General features: G+C 65.5%; 20 protein-coding genes. 4 read left to right on the forward strand and 16 right to left on the reverse strand.

Annotated elements, in window-relative coordinates; genetic code table 11:
- Nucleotides 1-180 precede the first annotated feature (180 nt).
- Nucleotides 181-933, forward strand: a complete 753-nt coding sequence (locus C4E04_RS12935) for a hypothetical protein (protein WP_162559384.1) — start codon at nt 181-183, stop codon at nt 931-933.
- A gap of 222 nt (nt 934-1,155) precedes the next feature.
- Here the strand turns inward: C4E04_RS12935 and C4E04_RS12940 are convergent, their stop codons facing one another.
- Nucleotides 1,156-2,505, reverse strand: coding sequence for an amidase (locus C4E04_RS12940; protein ID WP_109597916.1), 1,350 nt, complete (start codon nt 2,503-2,505; stop codon nt 1,156-1,158).
- A gap of 190 nt (nt 2,506-2,695) precedes the next feature.
- The gene (locus tag C4E04_RS12945) at nt 2,696-3,331 is read right to left on the reverse strand and encodes a TetR/AcrR family transcriptional regulator (protein WP_109597917.1); all 636 of its coding nucleotides are present in this window, start codon (nt 3,329-3,331) and stop codon (nt 2,696-2,698) included.
- 81 nt (nt 3,332-3,412) lie between these two features.
- On the opposite strand from C4E04_RS12945, the gene C4E04_RS12950 reads away from it, so the two are divergent.
- Nucleotides 3,413-4,048, forward strand: coding sequence for a glutathione S-transferase N-terminal domain-containing protein (locus tag C4E04_RS12950; protein ID WP_109597919.1), 636 nt, complete (start codon nt 3,413-3,415; stop codon nt 4,046-4,048).
- A gap of 37 nt (nt 4,049-4,085) precedes the next feature.
- On the opposite strand, the gene pobA is transcribed toward C4E04_RS12950, so the two are convergent.
- The gene (gene pobA / locus C4E04_RS12955) at nt 4,086-5,255 is read right to left on the reverse strand and encodes a 4-hydroxybenzoate 3-monooxygenase (protein ID WP_109597920.1); all 1,170 of its coding nucleotides are present in this window, start codon (nt 5,253-5,255) and stop codon (nt 4,086-4,088) included.
- A 138-nt stretch (nt 5,256-5,393) separates the two neighbouring features.
- Here pobA and C4E04_RS12960 point away from each other — a divergent pair, with 138 nt between their 5' ends.
- On the forward strand, nt 5,394-6,269 hold the full coding sequence (locus C4E04_RS12960) for a helix-turn-helix domain-containing protein (protein WP_109597921.1): 876 nt from the start codon (nt 5,394-5,396) through the stop codon (nt 6,267-6,269).
- 204 nt (nt 6,270-6,473) lie between these two features.
- Here the strand turns inward: C4E04_RS12960 and C4E04_RS12965 are convergent, their stop codons facing one another.
- The 13 genes from C4E04_RS12965 to C4E04_RS13025 all read right to left on the reverse strand — a co-directional run bounded on the left by C4E04_RS12965 (nt 6,474) and on the right by C4E04_RS13025 (nt 17,550).
- On the reverse strand, nt 6,474-7,550 hold the full coding sequence (locus tag C4E04_RS12965; RefSeq protein ID WP_109597922.1) for a 3-carboxy-cis,cis-muconate cycloisomerase: 1,077 nt from the start codon (nt 7,548-7,550) through the stop codon (nt 6,474-6,476).
- Between the two features lie 12 nt (nt 7,551-7,562).
- On the reverse strand, nt 7,563-8,768 hold the full coding sequence (gene pcaF / locus C4E04_RS12970; RefSeq protein WP_109597923.1) for a 3-oxoadipyl-CoA thiolase: 1,206 nt from the start codon (nt 8,766-8,768) through the stop codon (nt 7,563-7,565).
- A gap of 2 nt (nt 8,769-8,770) precedes the next feature.
- Entirely contained in the window at nt 8,771-9,556 is a 786-nt protein-coding gene (locus C4E04_RS12975) for a CoA-transferase subunit beta (RefSeq protein WP_109597924.1), read from the reverse strand.
- Nucleotides 9,557-9,560: 4 nt separating this feature from the next.
- Nucleotides 9,561-10,406, reverse strand: coding sequence for a CoA transferase subunit A (locus C4E04_RS12980; protein WP_109597926.1), 846 nt, complete (start codon nt 10,404-10,406; stop codon nt 9,561-9,563).
- 19 nt (nt 10,407-10,425) lie between these two features.
- Nucleotides 10,426-11,052 carry a protocatechuate 3,4-dioxygenase subunit alpha gene (gene pcaG, locus C4E04_RS12985; RefSeq protein WP_109597927.1) on the reverse strand — a complete coding sequence of 209 codons (627 nt, stop codon included), beginning with the start codon at nt 11,050-11,052 and terminating at the stop codon, nt 10,426-10,428.
- Nucleotides 11,052-11,777 carry a protocatechuate 3,4-dioxygenase subunit beta gene (gene pcaH / locus C4E04_RS12990; protein WP_109597928.1) on the reverse strand — a complete coding sequence of 242 codons (726 nt, stop codon included), beginning with the start codon at nt 11,775-11,777 and terminating at the stop codon, nt 11,052-11,054. The genes pcaG and pcaH overlap by 1 nt, the downstream gene beginning before the upstream one ends.
- Nucleotides 11,778-11,783: 6 nt before the next feature.
- Nucleotides 11,784-12,146 (reverse strand): 4-carboxymuconolactone decarboxylase, encoded by a 363-nt coding sequence (pcaC, locus tag C4E04_RS12995; protein WP_371682066.1) that lies wholly within the window; start codon nt 12,144-12,146, stop codon nt 11,784-11,786.
- 22 nt (nt 12,147-12,168) lie between these two features.
- Nucleotides 12,169-12,963 carry a 3-oxoadipate enol-lactonase gene (gene pcaD, locus C4E04_RS13000; RefSeq protein WP_109597930.1) on the reverse strand — a complete coding sequence of 265 codons (795 nt, stop codon included), beginning with the start codon at nt 12,961-12,963 and terminating at the stop codon, nt 12,169-12,171.
- 8 nt (nt 12,964-12,971) lie between these two features.
- Nucleotides 12,972-13,688, reverse strand: coding sequence for an ABC transporter ATP-binding protein (locus C4E04_RS13005; RefSeq protein WP_109597932.1), 717 nt, complete (start codon nt 13,686-13,688; stop codon nt 12,972-12,974).
- Nucleotides 13,669-14,433, reverse strand: a complete 765-nt coding sequence (locus C4E04_RS13010) for an ABC transporter ATP-binding protein (protein ID WP_109597933.1) — start codon at nt 14,431-14,433, stop codon at nt 13,669-13,671. The genes C4E04_RS13005 and C4E04_RS13010 overlap by 20 nt, the downstream gene beginning before the upstream one ends.
- Nucleotides 14,430-15,500, reverse strand: a complete 1,071-nt coding sequence (locus C4E04_RS13015) for a branched-chain amino acid ABC transporter permease (protein WP_109597934.1) — start codon at nt 15,498-15,500, stop codon at nt 14,430-14,432. Before C4E04_RS13015 ends, C4E04_RS13010 begins: the two co-directional genes overlap by 4 nt.
- Nucleotides 15,439-16,302 (reverse strand): branched-chain amino acid ABC transporter permease, encoded by an 864-nt coding sequence (locus tag C4E04_RS13020; RefSeq protein WP_109597935.1) that lies wholly within the window; start codon nt 16,300-16,302, stop codon nt 15,439-15,441. Before C4E04_RS13020 ends, C4E04_RS13015 begins: the two co-directional genes overlap by 62 nt.
- A 72-nt stretch (nt 16,303-16,374) precedes the next feature.
- Entirely contained in the window at nt 16,375-17,550 is a 1,176-nt protein-coding gene (locus C4E04_RS13025; protein ID WP_109597936.1) for an ABC transporter substrate-binding protein, read from the reverse strand.
- A gap of 212 nt (nt 17,551-17,762) precedes the next feature.
- On the opposite strand from C4E04_RS13025, the gene C4E04_RS13030 reads away from it, so the two are divergent.
- On the forward strand, nt 17,763-18,545 hold the full coding sequence (locus C4E04_RS13030; protein WP_109597937.1) for an IclR family transcriptional regulator C-terminal domain-containing protein: 783 nt from the start codon (nt 17,763-17,765) through the stop codon (nt 18,543-18,545).
- Nucleotides 18,546-18,589: the final 44 nt, after the last annotated feature.

Below are 18,589 nucleotides of genomic sequence, written 5' to 3' on the forward strand. Positions count from 1 at the left end.
AGGCTGACGGTCCACCGGAGCGGCCTATGAGATCTGTCCTGTTCAGGGCGGATACAAGATCAGCCCATCCGGCACGGGATAACGTTTCCTATCAGCCAGCGCGCATTGCGACCTTACGCTACGTCATACCCTGGCCATAATCATTAACAGAGTTTAACCCATCGAATGGACCCGGTGGCGATGAAAACAAGAATCTGGTTGAGCCTTGGAGCCTCGGTGCTGGCCCTGCATCTGATGAGCGGTGTCGCCGAAGCCCGGAAGGTGTCTTACGAAATTAACGGCAAACGATACACCTACGACACCAACGACCCCTATCAGGTCGAGTCTGCACGCAAGCGCATCGAGGCCGCCAACGCGGCCGATGCCGCCCACGCGAAGGCCGAGGCCGAAAAGGCCTCCATGCCTCTCGTATCCGTCTTCGGGTCGCAGGCCCAGAAGGAGGCCGCCGAGGCCAAGGCACGGCTGGAGAAGGTCCTTGCCGAGCAGGAGGCCGCGGACGCCGCTCAGAAGCAGGAGCGCAGTGCCGCGAAGGAGACGCAGAACCGCCGCCAGGGTGAGGATGAAGCCCGCGATCCTGATCCCGAGCCCGACATCGCGGCTGAGAAGAGCAAGAGCGCTGCCCTCGACAAGCCGCAGCCCGCGAATGTCACGCGCACGGAGCCGCCCGCGGAGGCTCCGACTTCCGATACAAAGCCGATGGTCAAGACGGTCTCGTTCGACATGGAATCCGGCATCAAGACGACCATCATGTCGGATGGCACCATCCAGGAGGAACCTTTCGACAGCAACATGCTGGCGAAGCTCGCCTTCGAGCAGGACGGCACTGGGAGCCTGACCGAATTCGTCAACCAGATCCGCAAGGTCTTGCCGGAAGACACGACAGGCTCCACGACAAGAGCCGACGCTCACGCACCCGCGTCATCACAGCCCTGAGTTCCTGTTTCTTCGCCGCTACACGACTTACTCACCTCTCATAGAGGGAGAGATGTTGTGCTCGTCATTCCCGGGCCGCGTCAGCGGAACCCATAGCCGTTGACGACGCAGGATAAGGTGCAGCGGTTATTGCAAGGCCAACTTCTAAGACACTGGCGTTTATGGGTTCCGGGCCCGCGCCACAGGCGCGTCCCGGAATGACGGGAAGGCACTGCTCGACGCTTAAAGCCGCGGCCAGTCCCTCTGTGCACCGCGCAGGTTCTCCCAGGCATGGGACAGGCGCATCACGCCCACATCGTCGAAGCGCCGGCCGACGATTTGCAGGCCGATGGGCAGGCCCGCCTCCGTGAAGCCTGCATTGACCGAGGCTGCGGGCTGATCCGACATGTTGAACGCGACCGTGTAGCCGATATGCTCGAACGGCTCCTCGGGGTCGTGGATGGGGGATGCCAGCTCCGCCTGATAGGCAACGACCGGCGACACCGGTGAGAGCACGAAATCCACGTCCTTCGTCGCCTCGACGGCTGCGTGGCGCATCACCATCATCTGGTTCATGCCAGCGTAGACCTCGGCGCCCGTGAGCGCTTTGCCGCCCTCAGCCCAGGCGCGAATATAGGGCAGGACGCGCCCACGCTGGTCCTCGTCGAGCGCGCCGATATCCATCCAGGCGCGCTGGCGCCAGAAATCGTCCAGACCGTCCAGCATCTCCCGCGTGACGAAAGGCGGGATCTCGACGATCTCGGCACCCGCCTGCGCGAATGTCTGAACCGCCGCCTCAATGCAGGCCCGCACCTCCGGATCGAGCGCGATGCCGATGCCAGCCTCCATCATCACGCCGATCCGCAGGCCCTTGAGCGTGATGTCGAGGTCGAGCCAGGGCAGATCCTGGAACGGCAGGCTCATGGTGTCCCGCATATCGGGGCGCACGAGGCTTCTCATCATCAGCGCCGCGTCGTGGACAGTCCGTGTCATGGGGCCCGCCACGCGGCCGTAATACGGCGGATCGATGGGGATGCGGCCGAAGCTCGGTTTGAGCCCGAACACGCCGCACCAGGAGGCCGGCAGGCGGATCGAGCCGCCGATATCCGTGCCTACATGGAACGGACCGTAGCCCGCTGCCGCGGCAGCGCCCGCCCCGGCGGAGCTGCCACCGGGATTCTTCGACAAGTCCCAGGGGTTGCGTGCCAGGGGATGGAAACTGGAGAGGCCCGACGAAAGCATGCCGTAATCCGGCATGGTGGTCTTGGCCAGGATAACGACGCCGTCCTCGCGCAGACGGGCCGCGGGCGGCGCATCCGCGGCCGCGGGCACCAAGTCCCGCGCCGCGGTGCCGAGCGGAACCGGCGTTCCGCGGGTGGCGATGTTCTCCTTGATCGTGCCGGGAACCCCATCGAGGGCTCGAGCCTCGCCGCGCATCCAGCGATCCTCGGAGGCTCTCGCGGCCTTCAATGCAGCCTCAGGATCGAACGCGTAGAGCGCCTGGAGCTGAGGCTCATAGGCTTCGATCCGCGCGATCACCGCCTCGACCACTTCAACGGGCGAGATCTGCCCTCGGGAATAGCCGTCGAGCATCTCGGCCGCCGTCCAGTCCGAAGGGTTGGCGGCTTTTCCGGAATGGGCGGAATGGGAAACGGATGGGGCGGTCAACTCTCGGCTCTCCCTTGGGTCATTCTTTGGATTCGTGCCGCCATGCTGCGCTATCGGTCGCGCAGCGTAAACCGCTTTAAGGGCAGATCGGGAGAGCGTCCGCCGCACAGGAAACTCAGGTCCCGGTGGCTCCGCACATCACCGCGACGGACTTTTGCGCCAACGCACGCAACTCCTCCCGGGGCGTCCCCATGCGCGCACGGATGGCGAGGGTATGGAGCGTCGAGGACGCAATGACGGCAAGCGCCGCAGCATCCGCATCGGCACGGAGCTCACCGCTCTCCTGAGCGGCACGGATCCTGTCCTCGAAGGCCTTGTCCAGCGTCTTCAGCCCCTGCGCGAAAAGAGAGCGGATCTCCGCGTCCTGGACGGCCTCTGTCGTTGCGGTGCCGATGGCGAAGCAGCCGCGGGGCGGCCCCTCGCCCGAAAAGTAGATCGCGAGAGACTTGTCGTAGACCGTCATAAGCTCGTCGGCCAACGGCCGCCGGTTGGCGAGCGCGTCCTGCATCTCGGCGCGCCCTTGGGCCCAGTAGTGATTGAGCGCCTTCAGGTACAGGGAGTGCTTGTCACCGAAAGCCGCATAGAGGCTCGGCCGGTTCATGCCCGTCGCGGCCGAAATGTCGTCGAGGGAGGTTCCGGAAAATCCGGCTGCCCAGAACGTCTCCAGAGCCTGACGTAAAGCCGTCTCGGGATCGTAAGCCCGAGGTCGGCCACGCCGCTTCCGCTCGCCCTCCTCTATTTTTTGTACCATCTCGAAAGAAATTCCTTGACCGGTGTTGGAGCTTCAATAATTTATACAAGTCGGTAAAAAATTCAACGCATGAGGCCTGTCATGGATCTCTACTTCTCCCCCCTCGCCTGCTCGATGGCATCTCGGATCGCGCTCTACGAAGCGGAGGCCCCCGCCCGTTTCGTAGAGGTCGATTCCCACACGAAGCGAACCCTCGACGGTGAGGATTTCCACGCCGTCAACCCGCTCGGCCTCGTCCCGGCAATCCGCGCGGACGACGGCGAGATCCTCACGGAGAACGCCGCCATTCTCCAGTACATTGCCGACAGTTTCCCTGAGGCAAAGCTTGCTCCCGAGGGCGGCATGGCCCGCTCGCGGCTGCAGCAATGGCTGTGCTTCATCGGGACCGAGATGCACAAGGCGCTGTTCACGCCGCTCTTCGACCCGTCCCTGCCCGAGGAGGTAGTTGCAAAGACCCTGGAGGCTGGCGACAGGCGGCTCGCCTACCTCAACGACCATCTGACGGGCCGCGAATTCCTGCTCGATCAATTCAGCGTGGCCGATGCCTATCTGGTGACGATCCTGAACTGGAAGATCGCGACGCCGGTCGATCTCGAGAAATGGCCTGCCGTTCACTCCTATTACCGTCGCCTGAAGAAGCGCCCCAGCGTCGCACGGGCTCTTTCGGAGGAAGGCGCGCTCTATGCGGCCGAACAGGAGCGTCGCAAGGCCGCCTGACCCTTCGGGCCGCGGCGGAGAATTCACCGCTGCGGCCCTATGCGGGCAGCCCTGTGTAGTTCTCGGCGAGCGACCGGGAGGCCGCTTCGGAACCGACGAGATAGTCGAACTCGGCCCGCTGGATTCGCCGTCCGAAGGTGTCCGTCTCCGGGAAGGTGTGCAGGATCGAGGTCATCCACCAGGAGAAGCGCTCCGCCTTCCAGACGCGCTTCAGCACCCGGTCGGAATAATGGTCGATACCAGTATCGGAGCCCTCGCCATAGAACTCGACAAGCGCATCTGCCAGGCAGCCGACATCGTTGAGGGCGAGGTTGAGCCCCTTGGCGCCTGTGGGCGGAACGATGTGGGCCGCGTCGCCTGCCAGAAACAGGCGGCCGAACCGAAGCGGCTCCGCCACGAAGCTGCGCAGGGGTGCGATGGACTTCTCGATGGACGGGCCGGTCACGAGCCGCTCCGCCGTCTCGGAATCGACCCGCCGCCGTAGCTCGTCCCAGAAGCGATCGTCGGACCAGGCATCGACCTTCTCGTCCGCCGCCACCTGCACGTAGTAGCGGCTGCGTGACGGCGAGCGCATGGAGCAGAGCGCGAAGCCGCGCGCGTGATGCGCATAGATGAGTTCGTCCGAGACCGGCGGCCTGTCGACGAGGATCCCAAGCCAGCCGAAAGGATAGACGCGCTCATAGGTGCGCAACGCTCCTTCCGAAACGCTGGCACGGGACACACCGTGATAGCCGTCGCAGCCCGCGATGAAATCGCATGCGATTTCATGGGCGACACCGTCCTTGACAAAGCGGACCGTAGGGCTCGTGCCGTCGAAATCGTGGAGCGACACATCCTCGGCCCCGTAGATGGTTTTCGCGCCGGACCCGTCGCGGGCCTGCATCAGGTCCCGCGTCACCTCTGTCTGTCCGTAGACCATCACGGTCCGGCCGATCAGGGCGCAGAAGTCGAAGCGGTGCCTGTCCCCGTCGAAGCAGAACTCCACCCCATCATGGACGAGGCCCTCCGCATGCATGCGCGTCCCGACACCGGCCCTGTCGAGGAGGTCAACGCTGCCCTGCTCCAGCACGCCGGCGCGGATGCGGCCGAGCACATAATCCTGGCTGCGCCGCTCGAGGATGATCGTTTCGATCCCCGCCTGATCGAGCAGGCGCCCGAGCAGAAGTCCCGCCGGGCCCGCCCCGATGATGGCCACCTGGGTCCGCATGGTCGCTTACCTCCGATCCGGCAGCTTCGCGCCGCATCTCTGTTAAGAGAAAACTCGCAAAGGCTCGGGCGCGGCGCCATGGACAAAGCGGGCATTGAATAGGACAATTCGAACATCGCCAGCCGTGGGACTGATGCCATGGACACCATTCCGACCTATGCCCTTTATGGCGAATATGAGGACGATCCGAACACCGAATGGATCCATGGCGAGACGATCCAGTTCCGCAGCCGCTTGCACGATTACGTGATCGCGCCGCACCGGCACGAGCGACTTTTCCAGGTTCTCCATCTCGCCGGCGGCGAGGCGGATTTCGTGTTGGACGGACAGCGCCACCGGCTCGTTGCCCCTTCCATCGTGACCCTGCCGCCCATGGTGGTGCACGGCTACACCTTCACGCCCGACGTGGAGGGGACGGTGCTGACATTTTTCGCGCACCGGCTCGACGCCATGCTCGCCGCCGCGGCAGAGGTCGCGCCCACCTTCGGCTTAGTGCAGGTCATTCCGCTGGTGGCCGGCTCGTCGGAGGCCGGGATGGTCGCGGAACACGTGGCGGCGATTGCCGGAGAACTTGCGAGCCGTCACCCGGGTCGCCTTGGCGCCATTGAGGCGCATCTCGCGCTCCTTCTCATCCGCCTTCACCGCCTGCATGGAGAAGCGCGAGAGACTGCGCCGGACGCGAAGGACCGGGCGCTGCGCCATCTCATGCGGTTCCGCCAACTCGTGGACGAGGAATTCCGCAGCCACAAGCCCGTCGAGGCCTATTCCCACAGACTCGGCCTGACGGCGACCCATCTCAACCGGCTCTGCCGCGAGCATCTCGGCGAAACCGCGCTCGGCATCATCCACAGCCGCCTCGCGCTGGAAGCGCGGCGCTACCTGACCTTCACATCCTTGAGCGCGAAGGAAGTGGCCCTGGCGCTCGCCTTCGAGGACCCTGCCTATTTCACACGCTTCTTCAAGCGTCGGACAGGTCTCACGCCGACGGAATTTCGGGCACTGCGCAATGGGTAGTTTGCCGTGATTCGGGAACGGCTTTTCTGTCATTCCGGGACGGCCTTCGGCCGGGCCCGGAACCCATAACCACCAGCGTGTCAGAAGAAGAAGCGACGCTAATCGCTGCGCCCTTCTCGTAAAGCTCAGTGGTTATGGGTTCCGGGCTCGCCTGCGGCGCCCCGGAAGGACGGAAAAGTGTTCCGGAACAGCGGGCAGTGCCTCTCAGGCGCCCTTCCCTGCCATAGAAGACGAGACGAATTGCATCCCCTCCGCCAGGATCTGCGCCTTAACGAGACCGGCGCCCGTGGCTTCTGCCATCTGGGGCAGGACCAGCCATTCGAGCGTCCAGGCAGTGCCCGAGCGCTCGTTCTCGTGGACGAGTCCCTGATGGAGGGTGCCGAGCAAGCCCGCATTGAAGCGGGCGAGCGCCACGAGCACCTCGGCCTGGACGGGATTGGACTTATGCGGCATGGCCGAGGAGCCGCCGCCCGACGCAAGGTGGACCTCGCCGACCTCGTTCTGCGCCATGAGCGCGATGTCCTGTCCGAACTTTCCCAGGGTTCCCGAGACGAGCGAAAGCCAAGCGGCAAACTCGCCGATCCGGTCGCGCTGGGAGTGCCAAGCCGACGCGAAGCCGAGGCCGAGCCGTTCCGCCAGTGCATCGGCGAGCGCATCGCCGTGGCCGTGGAAGGTCTCCCGGTTGCCGATGGGACCGCCGAGTTGCAGGACGAGCAGGCGCGGCAACATTTCGCGCAAGGTGTCGGTGTGCCGCTCCAGGGGCTGGATCCAAGTGTCGAGCTTGTCGGCAGCCGTGAATGGCAGCGCCTGCTGCATGCGCGTATGCGCCATGAGCGGCACGGCACCGTCCCGCGTCTTCAGGAGACGGAGCGACTCGATGAGCGTTGCGATGCGACCGACGAGAAGAGCCGCAAGATCCTTCAGGCGCAGGATGAGGCCCGTATCGACGATATCCTGGCTCGTCGCCCCAAGATGCACCGCCCTGTCATGCGGTTCGCCGACGGCCCGGCGCAGCTGGCGGACGAGCTCAGGCACGACCACGCCGTCCTGCGCCAGCCCCCTGGCAAGGGCACCCCAGTCAGGATCGAAGCGGCTGCACGCCTCCACGATCTGGAAGGCCGCATCTTCATCGATAATGCCGAGCTCTGCTTCAGCCTGCGCGAGCGCCGCCTCCACCCGCAGCATGGCGGCAAGCTCCGCCTCGCTGGAGAAAAGCGCCGCCACCGCGTCGTCGCCGACGAGGGCCTTAAGCAGCGGAGGGGAAAGCGGGTCGCTCGCCATAACGCCGCGAGCCTAGACGGCTTCGAGCGCGATGGAAATGCCCTGACCCACGCCGATGCACATGGTGGCGAGCGCCCGCTTCTTTCCGCCCAGCTTGAGTTGGAGGGCAGCCGTCCCGGCAATGCGCGCGCCCGACATGCCGAGCGGATGGCCGAGCGCGATGGCGCCGCCGTTCGGGTTCACATGCGCCGCATCCTCCGCAATGCCGAGCTCGCGCAACACCGCAATCCCTTGGCTGGCGAAGGCCTCGTTGAGTTCGACGACATCGAAATCCAACGGCGATAGGCCAAGGCGGGCGCACAGCTTTCGCGTAGCAGGGACCGGGCCCATGCCCATGATGCGCGGGTCGATCCCCGCGGTCGCGCCGCCGACCACGCGGGCGAGCGGCTCGAGCCCATAGCGTCGCATGGCCGCCTCGGACGCCACGATGAGCGCTGCGGCGCCATCATTGACGCCAGAGGCGTTGCCGGCCGTTACCGTGCCGTTCCGGCGGAACGGGGTCGAAAGCTTGGCGAGCGCCTCCAGGGTGGTGTCGCCCCGCGGATGCTCGTCCTTGTCGACCACACGCGGATCGCCCTTTCGCTGCGGAATCGTGACTGGCACGATCTCCTTGGCGAGGCGCCCGCTGTCCTGGGCGGCAACGGCCTTCTTTTGTGAGCGCAGCGCAAAGGTGTCCTGGTCCTCGCGGGAGACGCGGAACTCCTCGGCCACGTTCTCGCCAGTCTCGGGCATGGAATCGATGCCGTACTGGCTCTTCATGAGCGGGTTCACGAAGCGCCAGCCGATGGTGGTGTCGTGGATCTCGGTAGCGCGCGAGAAGGCACTCTCGGCCTTCGGCATCACGAAGGGTGCGCGGGACATGGATTCGACGCCGCCGGCGATCATCAGTTCGGCCTCGCCGGCCTTGATGGCACGGGCGGCCGTGATCACCGCATCCATGCCGGAGCCGCACAGGCGGTTGAGGGTGGTGCCGGGAACGGCGGTGGGCAGGCCGGCCAGCAAAAGCGCCATGCGCGCCACGTTGCGATTGTCCTCGCCCGCCTGGTTGGCGCAGCCGTAGATCACGTCGTCCACGGCTGCGAAATCGACACTCGGGAACCGATCCATCAACGCCCGAAGCGGCACGGCGCCGAGGTCGTCCGTGCGCACAGACGACAGGGCGCCGCCATAGCGGCCGATCGGCGTGCGCAGATAGGCGCAGATATAGGCCTCGGGCATTCTCAGGCTCCCTTCTTGCCGCCATGCGCCCGCTCGGTGCGGGCCTGCAGGTCGCGGAGTGTTTTCAATTCGAGTTCCGTCGGCGGAGGTGTCTCCTCGACATGATCTGCGAAGCGGACCTTCCAGCCGCAGGTTTCCTGCACCTGCTCGCGGGTCACGCCCGGATGCATGGACACCACCGTGAACTCCTTCGTCTCGGGATCGGGCTTCCACACGGCGAGATCGGTGATGAGCAGGGTCGGGCCCTTGGTCTCGATCCCGAGGCGCCTGCGGTGGTCGCCCCCCTCCCCGTGCCCGAAGGACGTGAAGAAGTCGATCTTTTCCACCATGCCGCGGGTCGTCTGCTTCATGGTGATGAACACCTCCTTGCAGGAGGTGGCGATTTCCGGCGCGCCGCCGCCACCGGGCAGCCGCACCTTGGGTTTGTGATAATCGCCGATCACCGTGGTGTTGATGTTGCCGAAGCGGTCGAGCTGCGCGGCCCCCAGGAAGCCGATGGAAATGCGCCCGCCCTGGAGCCAGTAGCGGAACATCTCAGGCACCGACACGGTGGTGAGCGCCGTCTCGCACAGCTCCCCGTCGCCGATGGAGAGGGGCAGCACGTCCGGCGCGGTACCAATGGTGCCGCTCTCGTAGATCAGCGTGATGTCGGGCGCGTGCGTCAGCCGCGCCACGTTGCAGGCCGCAGACGGCGCGCCGATGCCCACGAAGCACACATCGTCGTTCGAGAGAGCGCGTGAGGCCGCAATGGTCATCATCTCGTTGGGGGTGAAATCCGATCCGCTCATGTCCTCAAAGCCCCTTCACGCGGGACGCGAACACGTCCGGCCCCACATCGAGCACGTTCTCCTTCATCCAGCGGGAGAAGAGCTCCCGGTCGGACGAGATCCTGTCCCATTCGAGATAGGAGGCGTTGTCGCGCGCATAATAGCCGTGGGTGTAGGAGGGATGCGCGCCGCCCGGCACCTGCACGACGGACGCCACGGTCCAGTGCGGAAGCACGCACAGATTCGGGTGGAGGCCCTCGAAATCCTCGACGATCTCCTCCACCGTCACGACCGCGCGCTTCGCCGCGAGCACCGCCTCCTTCTGCACGCCGATAATGCCCTCGATGAGCACGTCGCCACGCCGGCTCGCCTTTTGGGCGTGGATGAAGGCCACGTCCGGCCGGTGCGCCGGCACCGCTGCCAGTTCCTCGCCCGTGAACGGGCAGGAAATGGTCCGGATATCCGGGTTGACATCTTTAAGCCCAGCGCCGCGATAGCCCCGGAAGACCGCGCACGGCAGACCCGCAGCGCCCGCCTCATAGGCGTTCGCCATGGCCGCATGGCTGTGCTCCACCGTCTCGATGGAACGCGGCCAGCCGTTCTCGATGGCGTCGCGCATGCGGCGCAGGAGGCCGACGCCCGGATTGCCCGCATAGGAGAACACGACCTTCCGGGCGAGCCCCATCCCGACGAGCTGGTCGTAGATGATGTCCGGCGTCATGCGGATCAGCGTCAGGTCCTTGATGCCCTGACGGATCACCTCGTGGGCGGCCGCATGGGGAATGAGATGAGTGAAACCCTCGAAGGCGACGGTGTCGCCGTCGCGAAGATTCTCGGCGACGGCCTCCTTGAGGCTTTGGAACTTGGCCATAATGCGCTTTCGGTAACGGTCAGATGTCGAAGAACACGGTTTCCTTCTCGCCCTGAAGGCGGATGTCGAAGGTGTAGATGGCCAGCCCGTTCTCCTCGGAGCGAGGGGCGATCAGGGTCGGCACCCGGACCTTGTGCTCGATCCGGGCGAGCACCGGGCATTCCGCATTGGCGCCCTCCTCGTCGCCGAAATACATGCGGGTGTGCAGGCCGATATTGATGCCGCGTGCGACGATCCAGAACGTGATGTGCGGCGCCATGAGGCGCCCGTCCGGAAACGGCACGCGCCCGGGCTTGATCGTCTCGAACCTGTATTCCCCTGTGGTCCCGTCCACGGGCTGGCGTCCCCAGCCGGTGAAGTGCGGATCGGCCCGCCCGCGCCTCTCCTGGGGGGAGTTGTAGAGGCCTTGCGCGTCCGCCTGCCAGATCTCGACGAGCGCATCCTTCAGCGGCGTGCCGCTGCCGTCGAAGATGCGACCCTTGACGACGATGCGCTCGCCCTTCGCCTCGGGGCCGACGAGGACGAGCCCCAGATCCTCTTTCCACACTCCGGTGATCTCGACCCAGTTCGGCGTCGCGCCGATATGCACATAGGGACCGGCCGTCTGGGATGGCGATTCCTTCAATTGTCCGAGCTTCTGGACCATCAGTTCCCCTCCTGGCGGTTCTCGAACAGGGTCGAGCGGCGACCGCGCAGGACGATGTCGAACTTGTACGCCAGCGCGTCCATGTGGATCGTGTTGTTGCGGTCGAGGGCGGCAATCAGCTGCTCGATGGCGGCCTTGTCCGGAATGGTCGTGACGATCGGGCATTGCCAGATCATCGGATCGCCCTCGAAATACATCTGCGTGATGAGCCGCTGCGCGAAGGCATGGCCGAAGACCGAGAAGTGGATATGGGCCGGGCGCCAGTCGTTCACGCCGTTGGGCCAGGGATAAGCGCCGGGCTTGATGGTGCGGAACGAGTAGCGGCCTTCCTGGTCCGTGATGGTGCGTCCGCAGCCGCCGAAATTCGGATCGATGGCCGCCAGATAGGTCTCTTTCTTGTGGCGGTAGCGCCCGCCCGCATTGGCCTGCCAGAACTCGAGGAGCGCCCCAGGCACCGGCCGGGCATTCTCGTCGAGCACGCGACCATAGACGATGATGCGCTGGCCGATGGGATCGCCGGTCTTGGCGTAGTTGCGGATGAGGTCGTTGTCGAGGGGCCCGATCCTGTCATGCCCGAAGACCGGACCCGTCATCTCCGAGACGGTGTTTTCGAGCGAGAGCAGCGGATATTGCGGCGAGCGCAGCACCGACGTCTTGTATTGCGGCGTGAAGGCCGGCGGATGCCAGCTCCGGTCGCGCTGATAGAATGATCCCTGGTCCGACATCTCACATCACTCCTGCGAGCCCTGCTCCATCTCGGCATAGGCCTTCTTGACGATTTTGAAGGCGTGGTTGGCCGCCGGAACGCCCGCATAGACGGCCACATGCAGCAGCGCCTCGCGGATGTCCTCCTTCGTAGCGCCCGTGTTCCGGGTGGCGCGCACGTGCATGGCGACCTCGTCGTCATGGCCAAGTGCGGCCAGGAGCGCGATGGTTACGATGGAGCGCTCGCGCCTGGTGAATTGCGGCCGCGACCACACCGAGCCCCAGGCGCCCTCGGTGATGAAGGTCTGGAAATCCGTATCGAACTCCGTCATCTGGGCGCTTGCCCGGTCCACATGGGCATCACCCAGAACCTCGCGGCGCACGGCCATACCTGCTTTGAAACGTTCGCTCTCAGACAAGTCCGGCCTCCTTGAGATGCGCCTGTATGACTGCCGTCAGCTCCCGCGGGCGCTCGATGCAGGGAATGTGCCCTGCCCGTTCGATGACACGGAATGCGGCACCCGGGATGAGCGCAGCAGTTCGCTGCACCAGTTCCGCCGGGGTCGATCCATCCTCACTACCTGCTACACAGAGCGTCGGGGCGGCGATCCGCCCGGCATCCCCCGTCAAATCCGCGTCGCGGATGGCCGCGCAGGTGCCTGCATAGCCGGCAATGGGCGTGCGGACGAGCATGTTGCGCCAGCCGGCATGCTCGCTGGCGCGGGTCTCGCGGAAGTCAGGCGTGAACCAGACCTTCAGAAGCCCGTCGGCAATCGCCTCGATTCCATGCTTTTCCACGATGGCGATCCGCTCGGCCCAGCCCTCGGCCGTGCCGATCCGTGCCGCCGTGCAGCAGAGCACGAGCGCATTGAGCCGGGCGGGCTCGCGCACCGCGATCCGTTGCGCGATCATGCCGCCGACCGACAGCCCCACAATGGCGGCGCTGGGCACGTCAAGTGCATCAAAGAGCGCCAGAAGATCGTCCGCGTGGTCATCCATGGAATAGGGACCGGGCGGTGCGTCCGACAGGCCGTGCCCGCGCAGATCGTAGAGAATGACGCGGAAGCGGTCGAGAAAGGCCGGGGCAACCTCCTGCCAGATACGGAAATCGCTTCCCAGGGAATTGGCGAAAACGAGGGCCGGCCCCTCGGAGCGTCCGAAGACCTGATGATGAAGGACGATGCCGTTGGCGCGCGTGAATGCCATCATGTTCCTCAATGCAGGGAGCCGACGCCGATGAACTGTTCGACGAGATCCTGGTCGTTCCGCAGGGCTTCGCTCGGCCCCTGCCAGACGATGCGGCCACGTTCGAGGATCATCACCGTATCGGCAAAATCGAGAGCGCTCTCGATGCGCTGCTCCACCAGCAGGATCGTCATCTCGCCGCCAGAGGCGAGGCGTGAGAAAGCAACCATCAGCTCGTCGCAGATGACGGGAGCGAGGCCCTCCAAAGGCTCGTCGAGAAGGAGCACGGAGGGACGCCCCAGGATGGTGCGTGCCGTGGAGAGCATTTGCTGCTCGCCGCCGGACAATTGCCAGCCGAGATTGCGCCGCCGCTCGCGCAGGCGCGGGAACATCGCATAGGCCTCCTCCAGCGCGCTGCGCGGACGGTCCTTCAGGCCGGCGATCAGGTTCTCCTCCACCGTGAGGGAGCGGAAGATGTCGCGGGTCTGCGGCACGAGGCCGAGGCCGCCGAGAGCCCGGTCGCAGCTCTTCAGCCCCGTCACATCCTTGCCGCCGAGAAGGATCTCGCCGCCATAGCGCTTGGTCAGCCCCATGATGCTCGACAGGAGCGTCGTCTTGCCCATGCCGTTGCGGCCGAGGATCGACAGGCGTGCGCCGGCCGGCACCGAGAACGAGATGTCCTCGATCACTACGGTCGGGCCATAGCCCGTCCTCAGGTTGCGAACCTCAAGCGACTCTGCGGGCATGGGCATAGTTTCCGAGATAGGCCTCACGGACCCTGTTGTTCGCGGCGACCTCCGATGGCAGGCCCTCGAAAATAATCTCGCCCGCCGCCAGGACCACGACGCGCCTCGCGAAGCGGAAAACGAGGTCCATGTCGTGCTCGATCATCAGGACGGCGAGGCTGGGCGGCAGATGCTCCAGAGCCTGCTCGATGCGCGGCGTCTCGCTCGACGGCACGCCGGCGGCCGGCTCGTCGAGAAGCAGGACCTTGGGCCGGAGCGCCATCGCGATGGCGATTTCGAGGAGCCGCTGCTGGCCATAGGCGATCTCGCGGACCTTCCGCCGCGCCACGTCGAGAAGGCCGAGGGTGCCGAGCAAGGCCTCCACCTCCCCGGCGACCTCAGGGTCACCCCGGAAACGGCCGAGGATGCGCGACGCCCGCCCCTCCCGCTGGAGCACCGTGAGGGTCACGTGCTCCTCCGGTGTCATATCGGAAAACAGGCGCGTGACCTGGAAGGTGCGCACGAGCCCCTTGCGGACACGCCGCACGGACCCGAGCCCGGTGACATCCTCCCCGTTGAGGATCACCCGCCCGGCGCCGGGCTGAAGCTGCCCCGTCACCAGGTTGACGAAGGTGGTCTTGCCGGCCCCGTTGGGGCCGATGAGCGCGACCCGGTCCCCCGCGGTCATGGCGAGGTCGATGCTGCGGCTCACCGCGAGACCACCAAAGGACTTGGACAGACCCTCGACGCGGAAGAGATCGCTCATGACTGCCCTCCCCGGTCATCGCCCTTTACGGACGCGGCAGGAAAAAGCCGGCCCGCGAGGCCGCCGAGCCCTCCGGGCGCCACGAGGACTACGGCGATCAGCAGGGCTCCCACCATGGTCATCCAATGGAACGGATTGATGGCCGAAACCACGTGCTCGAAACTCATGAAGATCACGGTGCCGACGAGGGCGCCGTAGAGGCTGCCGAGCCCGCCGAGCACCAGCATCACGAGGGAATTGGCCGAGAGCTCGAAGCTCACGCTGTCGAGGCCCACCACCTGGGTCGAGAGGGCCGCGAGCGCCCCGCCAGCCCCCGCGACCGCGCCCGAGATGACGAACATCTTGAGCAGCACGGGGAACACGAACGCCCCCATGGCGCGGATGCGGACCGGATCCTCCTTGATGCCGCGGCAGAGCATGCCAAAGGGCGACGCCACCACGAATTTCAGGAGGATGAAGACGCCAATGAGGAGCCCAAGCCCGAAGAGATAGGCCGTGCGGCCCCACAGGTCGAACGCGAATGTCCCGAAGAGCGGGCTCGGGCTGAAGCCCGCGAGCCCGTCGCTGCCGCCCGTATAGGCCGAGGCCTTGTTGGCGGCCTCGTGGGCGAGCTGCACGAGGGCGATGGACAGGACGAGCTGGGCGAGGCCATGGGCCCTGAGCATGACCGTGCCCATCACGAGACCTGCCGCCGCGCCGGCTGCCGCCCCGATGAGGATCAGCGTCATGGGCTCCGTGACGCCGCGCAGGCAGGCCATACCGGCCGCATAGGCGCCCGCGCCGAAGAGGGCCGCATGGCCCAGGGTCGCGACGCCGCAATAGCCGACGACGAGATCGAGAGACAGGACCAGGAGCGCCACGGCGATCACGCGGGTAAGCAAAGCGAGGTTGTCCGGAAACAGCCAATAACCCGCCGCCCCCGCGACCGCGATGACCACCACGCCCACGACGTCGCGCAAGAGGCGCGAATCCGCGAAGCGCCCGGATGTGGTGCTCTCCCGCACGCTACTGCGCCCTTCCGAGGAGACCGCGCGGGAAGATGCAAACGATGGCGATGACGGCAGCATAGAAGAAGAAGTTTCCGAATTCGGGCATGAGGTAGCGCCCGGTCGTGTCGATGGCGCCGAGCACGAGGCAGGCGAGCAACGCCCCCGGGATGGAGCCTGCACCACCGACCGAGACCACCACCAGGAAGGTCACCATGTAGCGCAGGGCGTAATAGGGCTCGATGGGCAGGAACTCGGCCCCGACCACGCCGCCGAAGGCCGCAAGCCCCATGGCGATGGCGAAGCTGACCGCATAGACCACCTGCGTGCGCACACCGAGGGCATCGGCCATGCCGGCATTGTCCACGGTGGCGCGCAGGCGGATGCCGAAGGAGGTCTTCTCGATGAGGAACCACAGGCCTGCCGCGACTATGAGGCCGCAAGCCATCACGAAGAGGCGGTGCCCGGCCACGGCCCTAAAGCCGAGATCCACGGGCGCCGACAGGCTCGCGGGCAGCGGGATGGTCTTGAGGGTCGGGCCGAAGAAGTAGTTCGTGATGCCGATCACGCAGAACGTGATGCCGATGGTCATCAGCACCTGGGTCAGCTCGGGGCTGCCGTAGATGCGTCGGTACAGGAAACGCTCGATCGGTATCGAGACCGCTATCGTCCCCAAGATTGAGAGGAGGATCGCGACCGCGTAGCCGGTGCCGAGCTCTTTCTGGGCGTAGGACGCGATGTAGCCGGCGATCATCGCGAAGGCGCCATGGGCGAGGTTCACCACCCGCATCAGGCCCATGGTCAGCGACAGGCCGATACAGATGATGAACAGCGCCATGCCATAGGCGAAGGCGTCTATCGCGATGCTGAAGACGGTCTGCATAAACACGTTCCGATCCGCAATGGCTGTCCGGGCGCGGCCTCGAAAGGCCGCACCCGCATCGGGTCCGGGGCCTTACTTGGCGAGGCCGGGATCCTTCTGGTCAGCGAAGGTCTGGATCTCCTTGTTGTAGAGATGGCCGTTCGCGTCCTTGGCCACTTCGCGCAGATAGATGTTCTCCGTGATGTGGCGGGTTTCCGCGTCGATGCTCACGGGGCCGCGTGGGCTCGTCCAGGAGAGGCCCTTCACGGCGTCCACGGCCTTCTGCGCATCCTGCTTGCCGTCCGTGGCCTCGATCATCTTGTAGATCACGTGCATGCCGTCATAGGCGCCCACCGCAGGGAACGAGAGATTGTCGATCCCGCCGATGGCCTTGGAGGCCGCCTCGACGAAACGCTTGTTCTCCGGGGAATCGTGCGACACCGCATAGTGGAACGTGGTCAGGAGGCCGAGCGCCCCATCGCCGAGGGCCGGCAGGTCGGATTCCTGCGTCAGGTCGCCCGGCGCCAGGAACTTGACGCCCGCCTGCCTCAGGCCGGTCTCGTTATAGGCCTTCACGAAGCCGAGAGTCGTCGGGCCGGAGGGCAGGAACGCGAAGACCGCATCCGCCTTCGAGTCGCGGATGCGCTGCATGATCGGGCTGAAGTCGTTGGTGTTGAGCGGCATCCGCACCGACTCGACCACCTGCCCGCCGGCCGCCTCGAAGGCCTTCTTGAAGGCCACCTCGGCGTCAACGCCCGGGCCATAATCGCTGACCGCCGTGATGACCTTCTTGATGCCCCGCTCGATGGCGATCTTGCCGAGCGGCGTCGTGGTCTGGGCGGTCGTGAAGGAGGTGCGCACCACCAGCGGCGACTGGGTCATGATGGACGAGGTGGCGGCATTGAAGATGACGAGCGGCGTGTTGGCCTGGGTCAGGAGCGGCGTGATCGCCATGGCGTCGGGCGTGAAGTAGACGCCGCCGAGATACTGCACCTTGTCCTTGACGATCAGCTCCTGCGCGAGGGCCCGCGATTGCTGCGGATTGGCGGCCGGCAGGTCACGGTAGATCACCTCGATGTCGTGGCCCTTCACGGACTTGCCGCTGAGGGCCATGTAGGCCTCGACACCGGCCTGGAAATTCTTGCCCTGCAGGGCGAACGGTCCCGAGAACGGGCCGATGATGCCGACCTTGATGGTATCCGCCGCGGCCGCGACCGTTCCGGCGAGCAGCGCGCCGAGAGCGGCGCCGAGAAGCTTCCGTCCAGACATTCCTCAATCTCCTCCCTGGAGCCGCCTCGGCCTCATCGAAGGGGACCTGCGGTCTCTCGTTAGCCTATGGTCCCATATTCTGTTCGCATTGCGAACATTGAAAACCATACCGAACATGAAGTACAACTTCCCCAACGGTGTCAAGGCTCCATGAGTCTGATCGGGACGTCCCATCGGGAGGCCTGCGCACCGTCATGCAGGGCGGAGTTTGCATGCATAAGATCGAAACGGAAGCGGGCACTGCCGAGGATCGCGATTTCGTCGCCAGCCTCGAGAAGGGTCTTGCGGTGATCGAGGCTTTCGACGCGGACCGGCCGCGCCTGACGCTCACCGACGTGGCGAAGCTCACGGGAATCACCCGCGCGGCCGCCCGGCGCTACCTGAAGACTCTGACCCGGCTGAACTATGCGGATTTCGACGGCCGCTATTTCAGCCTCAGCCCGCGCATCCTGCGCCTGGGCTATGCCTATCTTGCCTCCTCGTCCCTCTCGGCGCGCCTTCAGCCCTTCCTGGAGAAGATCTCGGCCCAGACGGGGGAATCGAGCTCGGCCGCGATCCTCGACGGGGACGACATTGTCTATATCGCCCGCTCGGCCACCCAGCGCATCATGTCCGTGAGCCTGGGCGTCGGCACAAGGCTTCCGGCCTATTGCACGTCGCTCGGCCGCGCCATCCTGGCCTATCAGCCCGACGACGAGCTGGAGGCCTATCTCAAGCGCGTCCGCCTGGAGCCACACACGCCGAAGACCATCACGAAGAAACAGGATCTCCGCGCCGCACTGGAGGCTGTCCGCATCGAAGGCTGCGCCATCATCAACGAGGAACTGGAACTCGGCCTGCGCTCCATCGCGGTGCCGCTCTTTCAGGCAAACGGCACGGTCCGGATCGCCCTGAATATCGGGACCCAAGCGGCCCGCACCCCGGCCGCCGAGATGAAGCCTCGCTTCCTCCCGCCCCTGCTGGAAGCGACCGAGACCCTGCGGGGAATTCTCTGAGCGAAGCCGCCTGGGGATTCCAACCGGGCCGAAACTTGCCTATG

This window comes from Microvirga sp. 17 mud 1-3, assembly GCF_003151255.1.
Taxonomy (GTDB): Bacteria; Pseudomonadota; Alphaproteobacteria; order Rhizobiales; family Beijerinckiaceae; genus Microvirga.

What these genes read in the sequence shown, in the direction of transcription:
- C4E04_RS12945 (WP_109597917.1), bottom strand. Translation starts at nt 3,331, where the DNA reads ATGGTACAAAAAATAGAGGAGGGCGAGCGGAAGCGGCGTGGCCGACCT.
- pcaG (WP_109597927.1), bottom strand. Translation starts at nt 11,052, where the DNA reads ATGGTCCAGAAGCTCGGACAATTGAAGGAATCGCCATCCCAGACGGCC.
- C4E04_RS12980 (WP_109597926.1), bottom strand. Translation starts at nt 10,406, where the DNA reads ATGGCCAAGTTCCAAAGCCTCAAGGAGGCCGTCGCCGAGAATCTTCGC.
- C4E04_RS13020 (WP_109597935.1), bottom strand. Translation starts at nt 16,302, where the DNA reads ATGCAGACCGTCTTCAGCATCGCGATAGACGCCTTCGCCTATGGCATG.
- pcaD (WP_109597930.1), bottom strand. Translation starts at nt 12,963, where the DNA reads ATGGCATTCACGCGCGCCAACGGCATCGTCCTTCATCATCAGGTCTTC.
- pobA (WP_109597920.1), bottom strand. Translation starts at nt 5,255, where the DNA reads ATGCGGACCCAGGTGGCCATCATCGGGGCGGGCCCGGCGGGACTTCTG.
- pcaC (WP_371682066.1), bottom strand. Translation starts at nt 12,146, where the DNA reads ATGGCCGTGCGCCGCGAGGTTCTGGGTGATGCCCATGTGGACCGGGCA.
- C4E04_RS12935 (WP_162559384.1), top strand. Translation starts at nt 181, where the DNA reads ATGAAAACAAGAATCTGGTTGAGCCTTGGAGCCTCGGTGCTGGCCCTG.
- C4E04_RS12965 (WP_109597922.1), bottom strand. Translation starts at nt 7,550, where the DNA reads ATGGCGAGCGACCCGCTTTCCCCTCCGCTGCTTAAGGCCCTCGTCGGC.
- C4E04_RS12940 (WP_109597916.1), bottom strand. Translation starts at nt 2,505, where the DNA reads ATGCTCGACGGCTATTCCCGAGGGCAGATCTCGCCCGTTGAAGTGGTC.
- pcaH (WP_109597928.1), bottom strand. Translation starts at nt 11,777, where the DNA reads ATGTCGGACCAGGGATCATTCTATCAGCGCGACCGGAGCTGGCATCCG.
- C4E04_RS13010 (WP_109597933.1), bottom strand. Translation starts at nt 14,433, where the DNA reads ATGAGCGATCTCTTCCGCGTCGAGGGTCTGTCCAAGTCCTTTGGTGGT.
- C4E04_RS13030 (WP_109597937.1), top strand. Translation starts at nt 17,763, where the DNA reads ATGCATAAGATCGAAACGGAAGCGGGCACTGCCGAGGATCGCGATTTC.
- C4E04_RS12950 (WP_109597919.1), top strand. Translation starts at nt 3,413, where the DNA reads ATGGATCTCTACTTCTCCCCCCTCGCCTGCTCGATGGCATCTCGGATC.
- C4E04_RS12960 (WP_109597921.1), top strand. Translation starts at nt 5,394, where the DNA reads ATGGACACCATTCCGACCTATGCCCTTTATGGCGAATATGAGGACGAT.
- C4E04_RS13025 (WP_109597936.1), bottom strand. Translation starts at nt 17,550, where the DNA reads ATGTCTGGACGGAAGCTTCTCGGCGCCGCTCTCGGCGCGCTGCTCGCC.
- C4E04_RS13015 (WP_109597934.1), bottom strand. Translation starts at nt 15,500, where the DNA reads ATGCTGCCGTCATCGCCATCGTTTGCATCTTCCCGCGCGGTCTCCTCG.
- pcaF (WP_109597923.1), bottom strand. Translation starts at nt 8,768, where the DNA reads ATGCCCGAGGCCTATATCTGCGCCTATCTGCGCACGCCGATCGGCCGC.
- C4E04_RS13005 (WP_109597932.1), bottom strand. Translation starts at nt 13,688, where the DNA reads ATGCCCGCAGAGTCGCTTGAGGTTCGCAACCTGAGGACGGGCTATGGC.
- C4E04_RS12975 (WP_109597924.1), bottom strand. Translation starts at nt 9,556, where the DNA reads ATGAGCGGATCGGATTTCACCCCCAACGAGATGATGACCATTGCGGCC.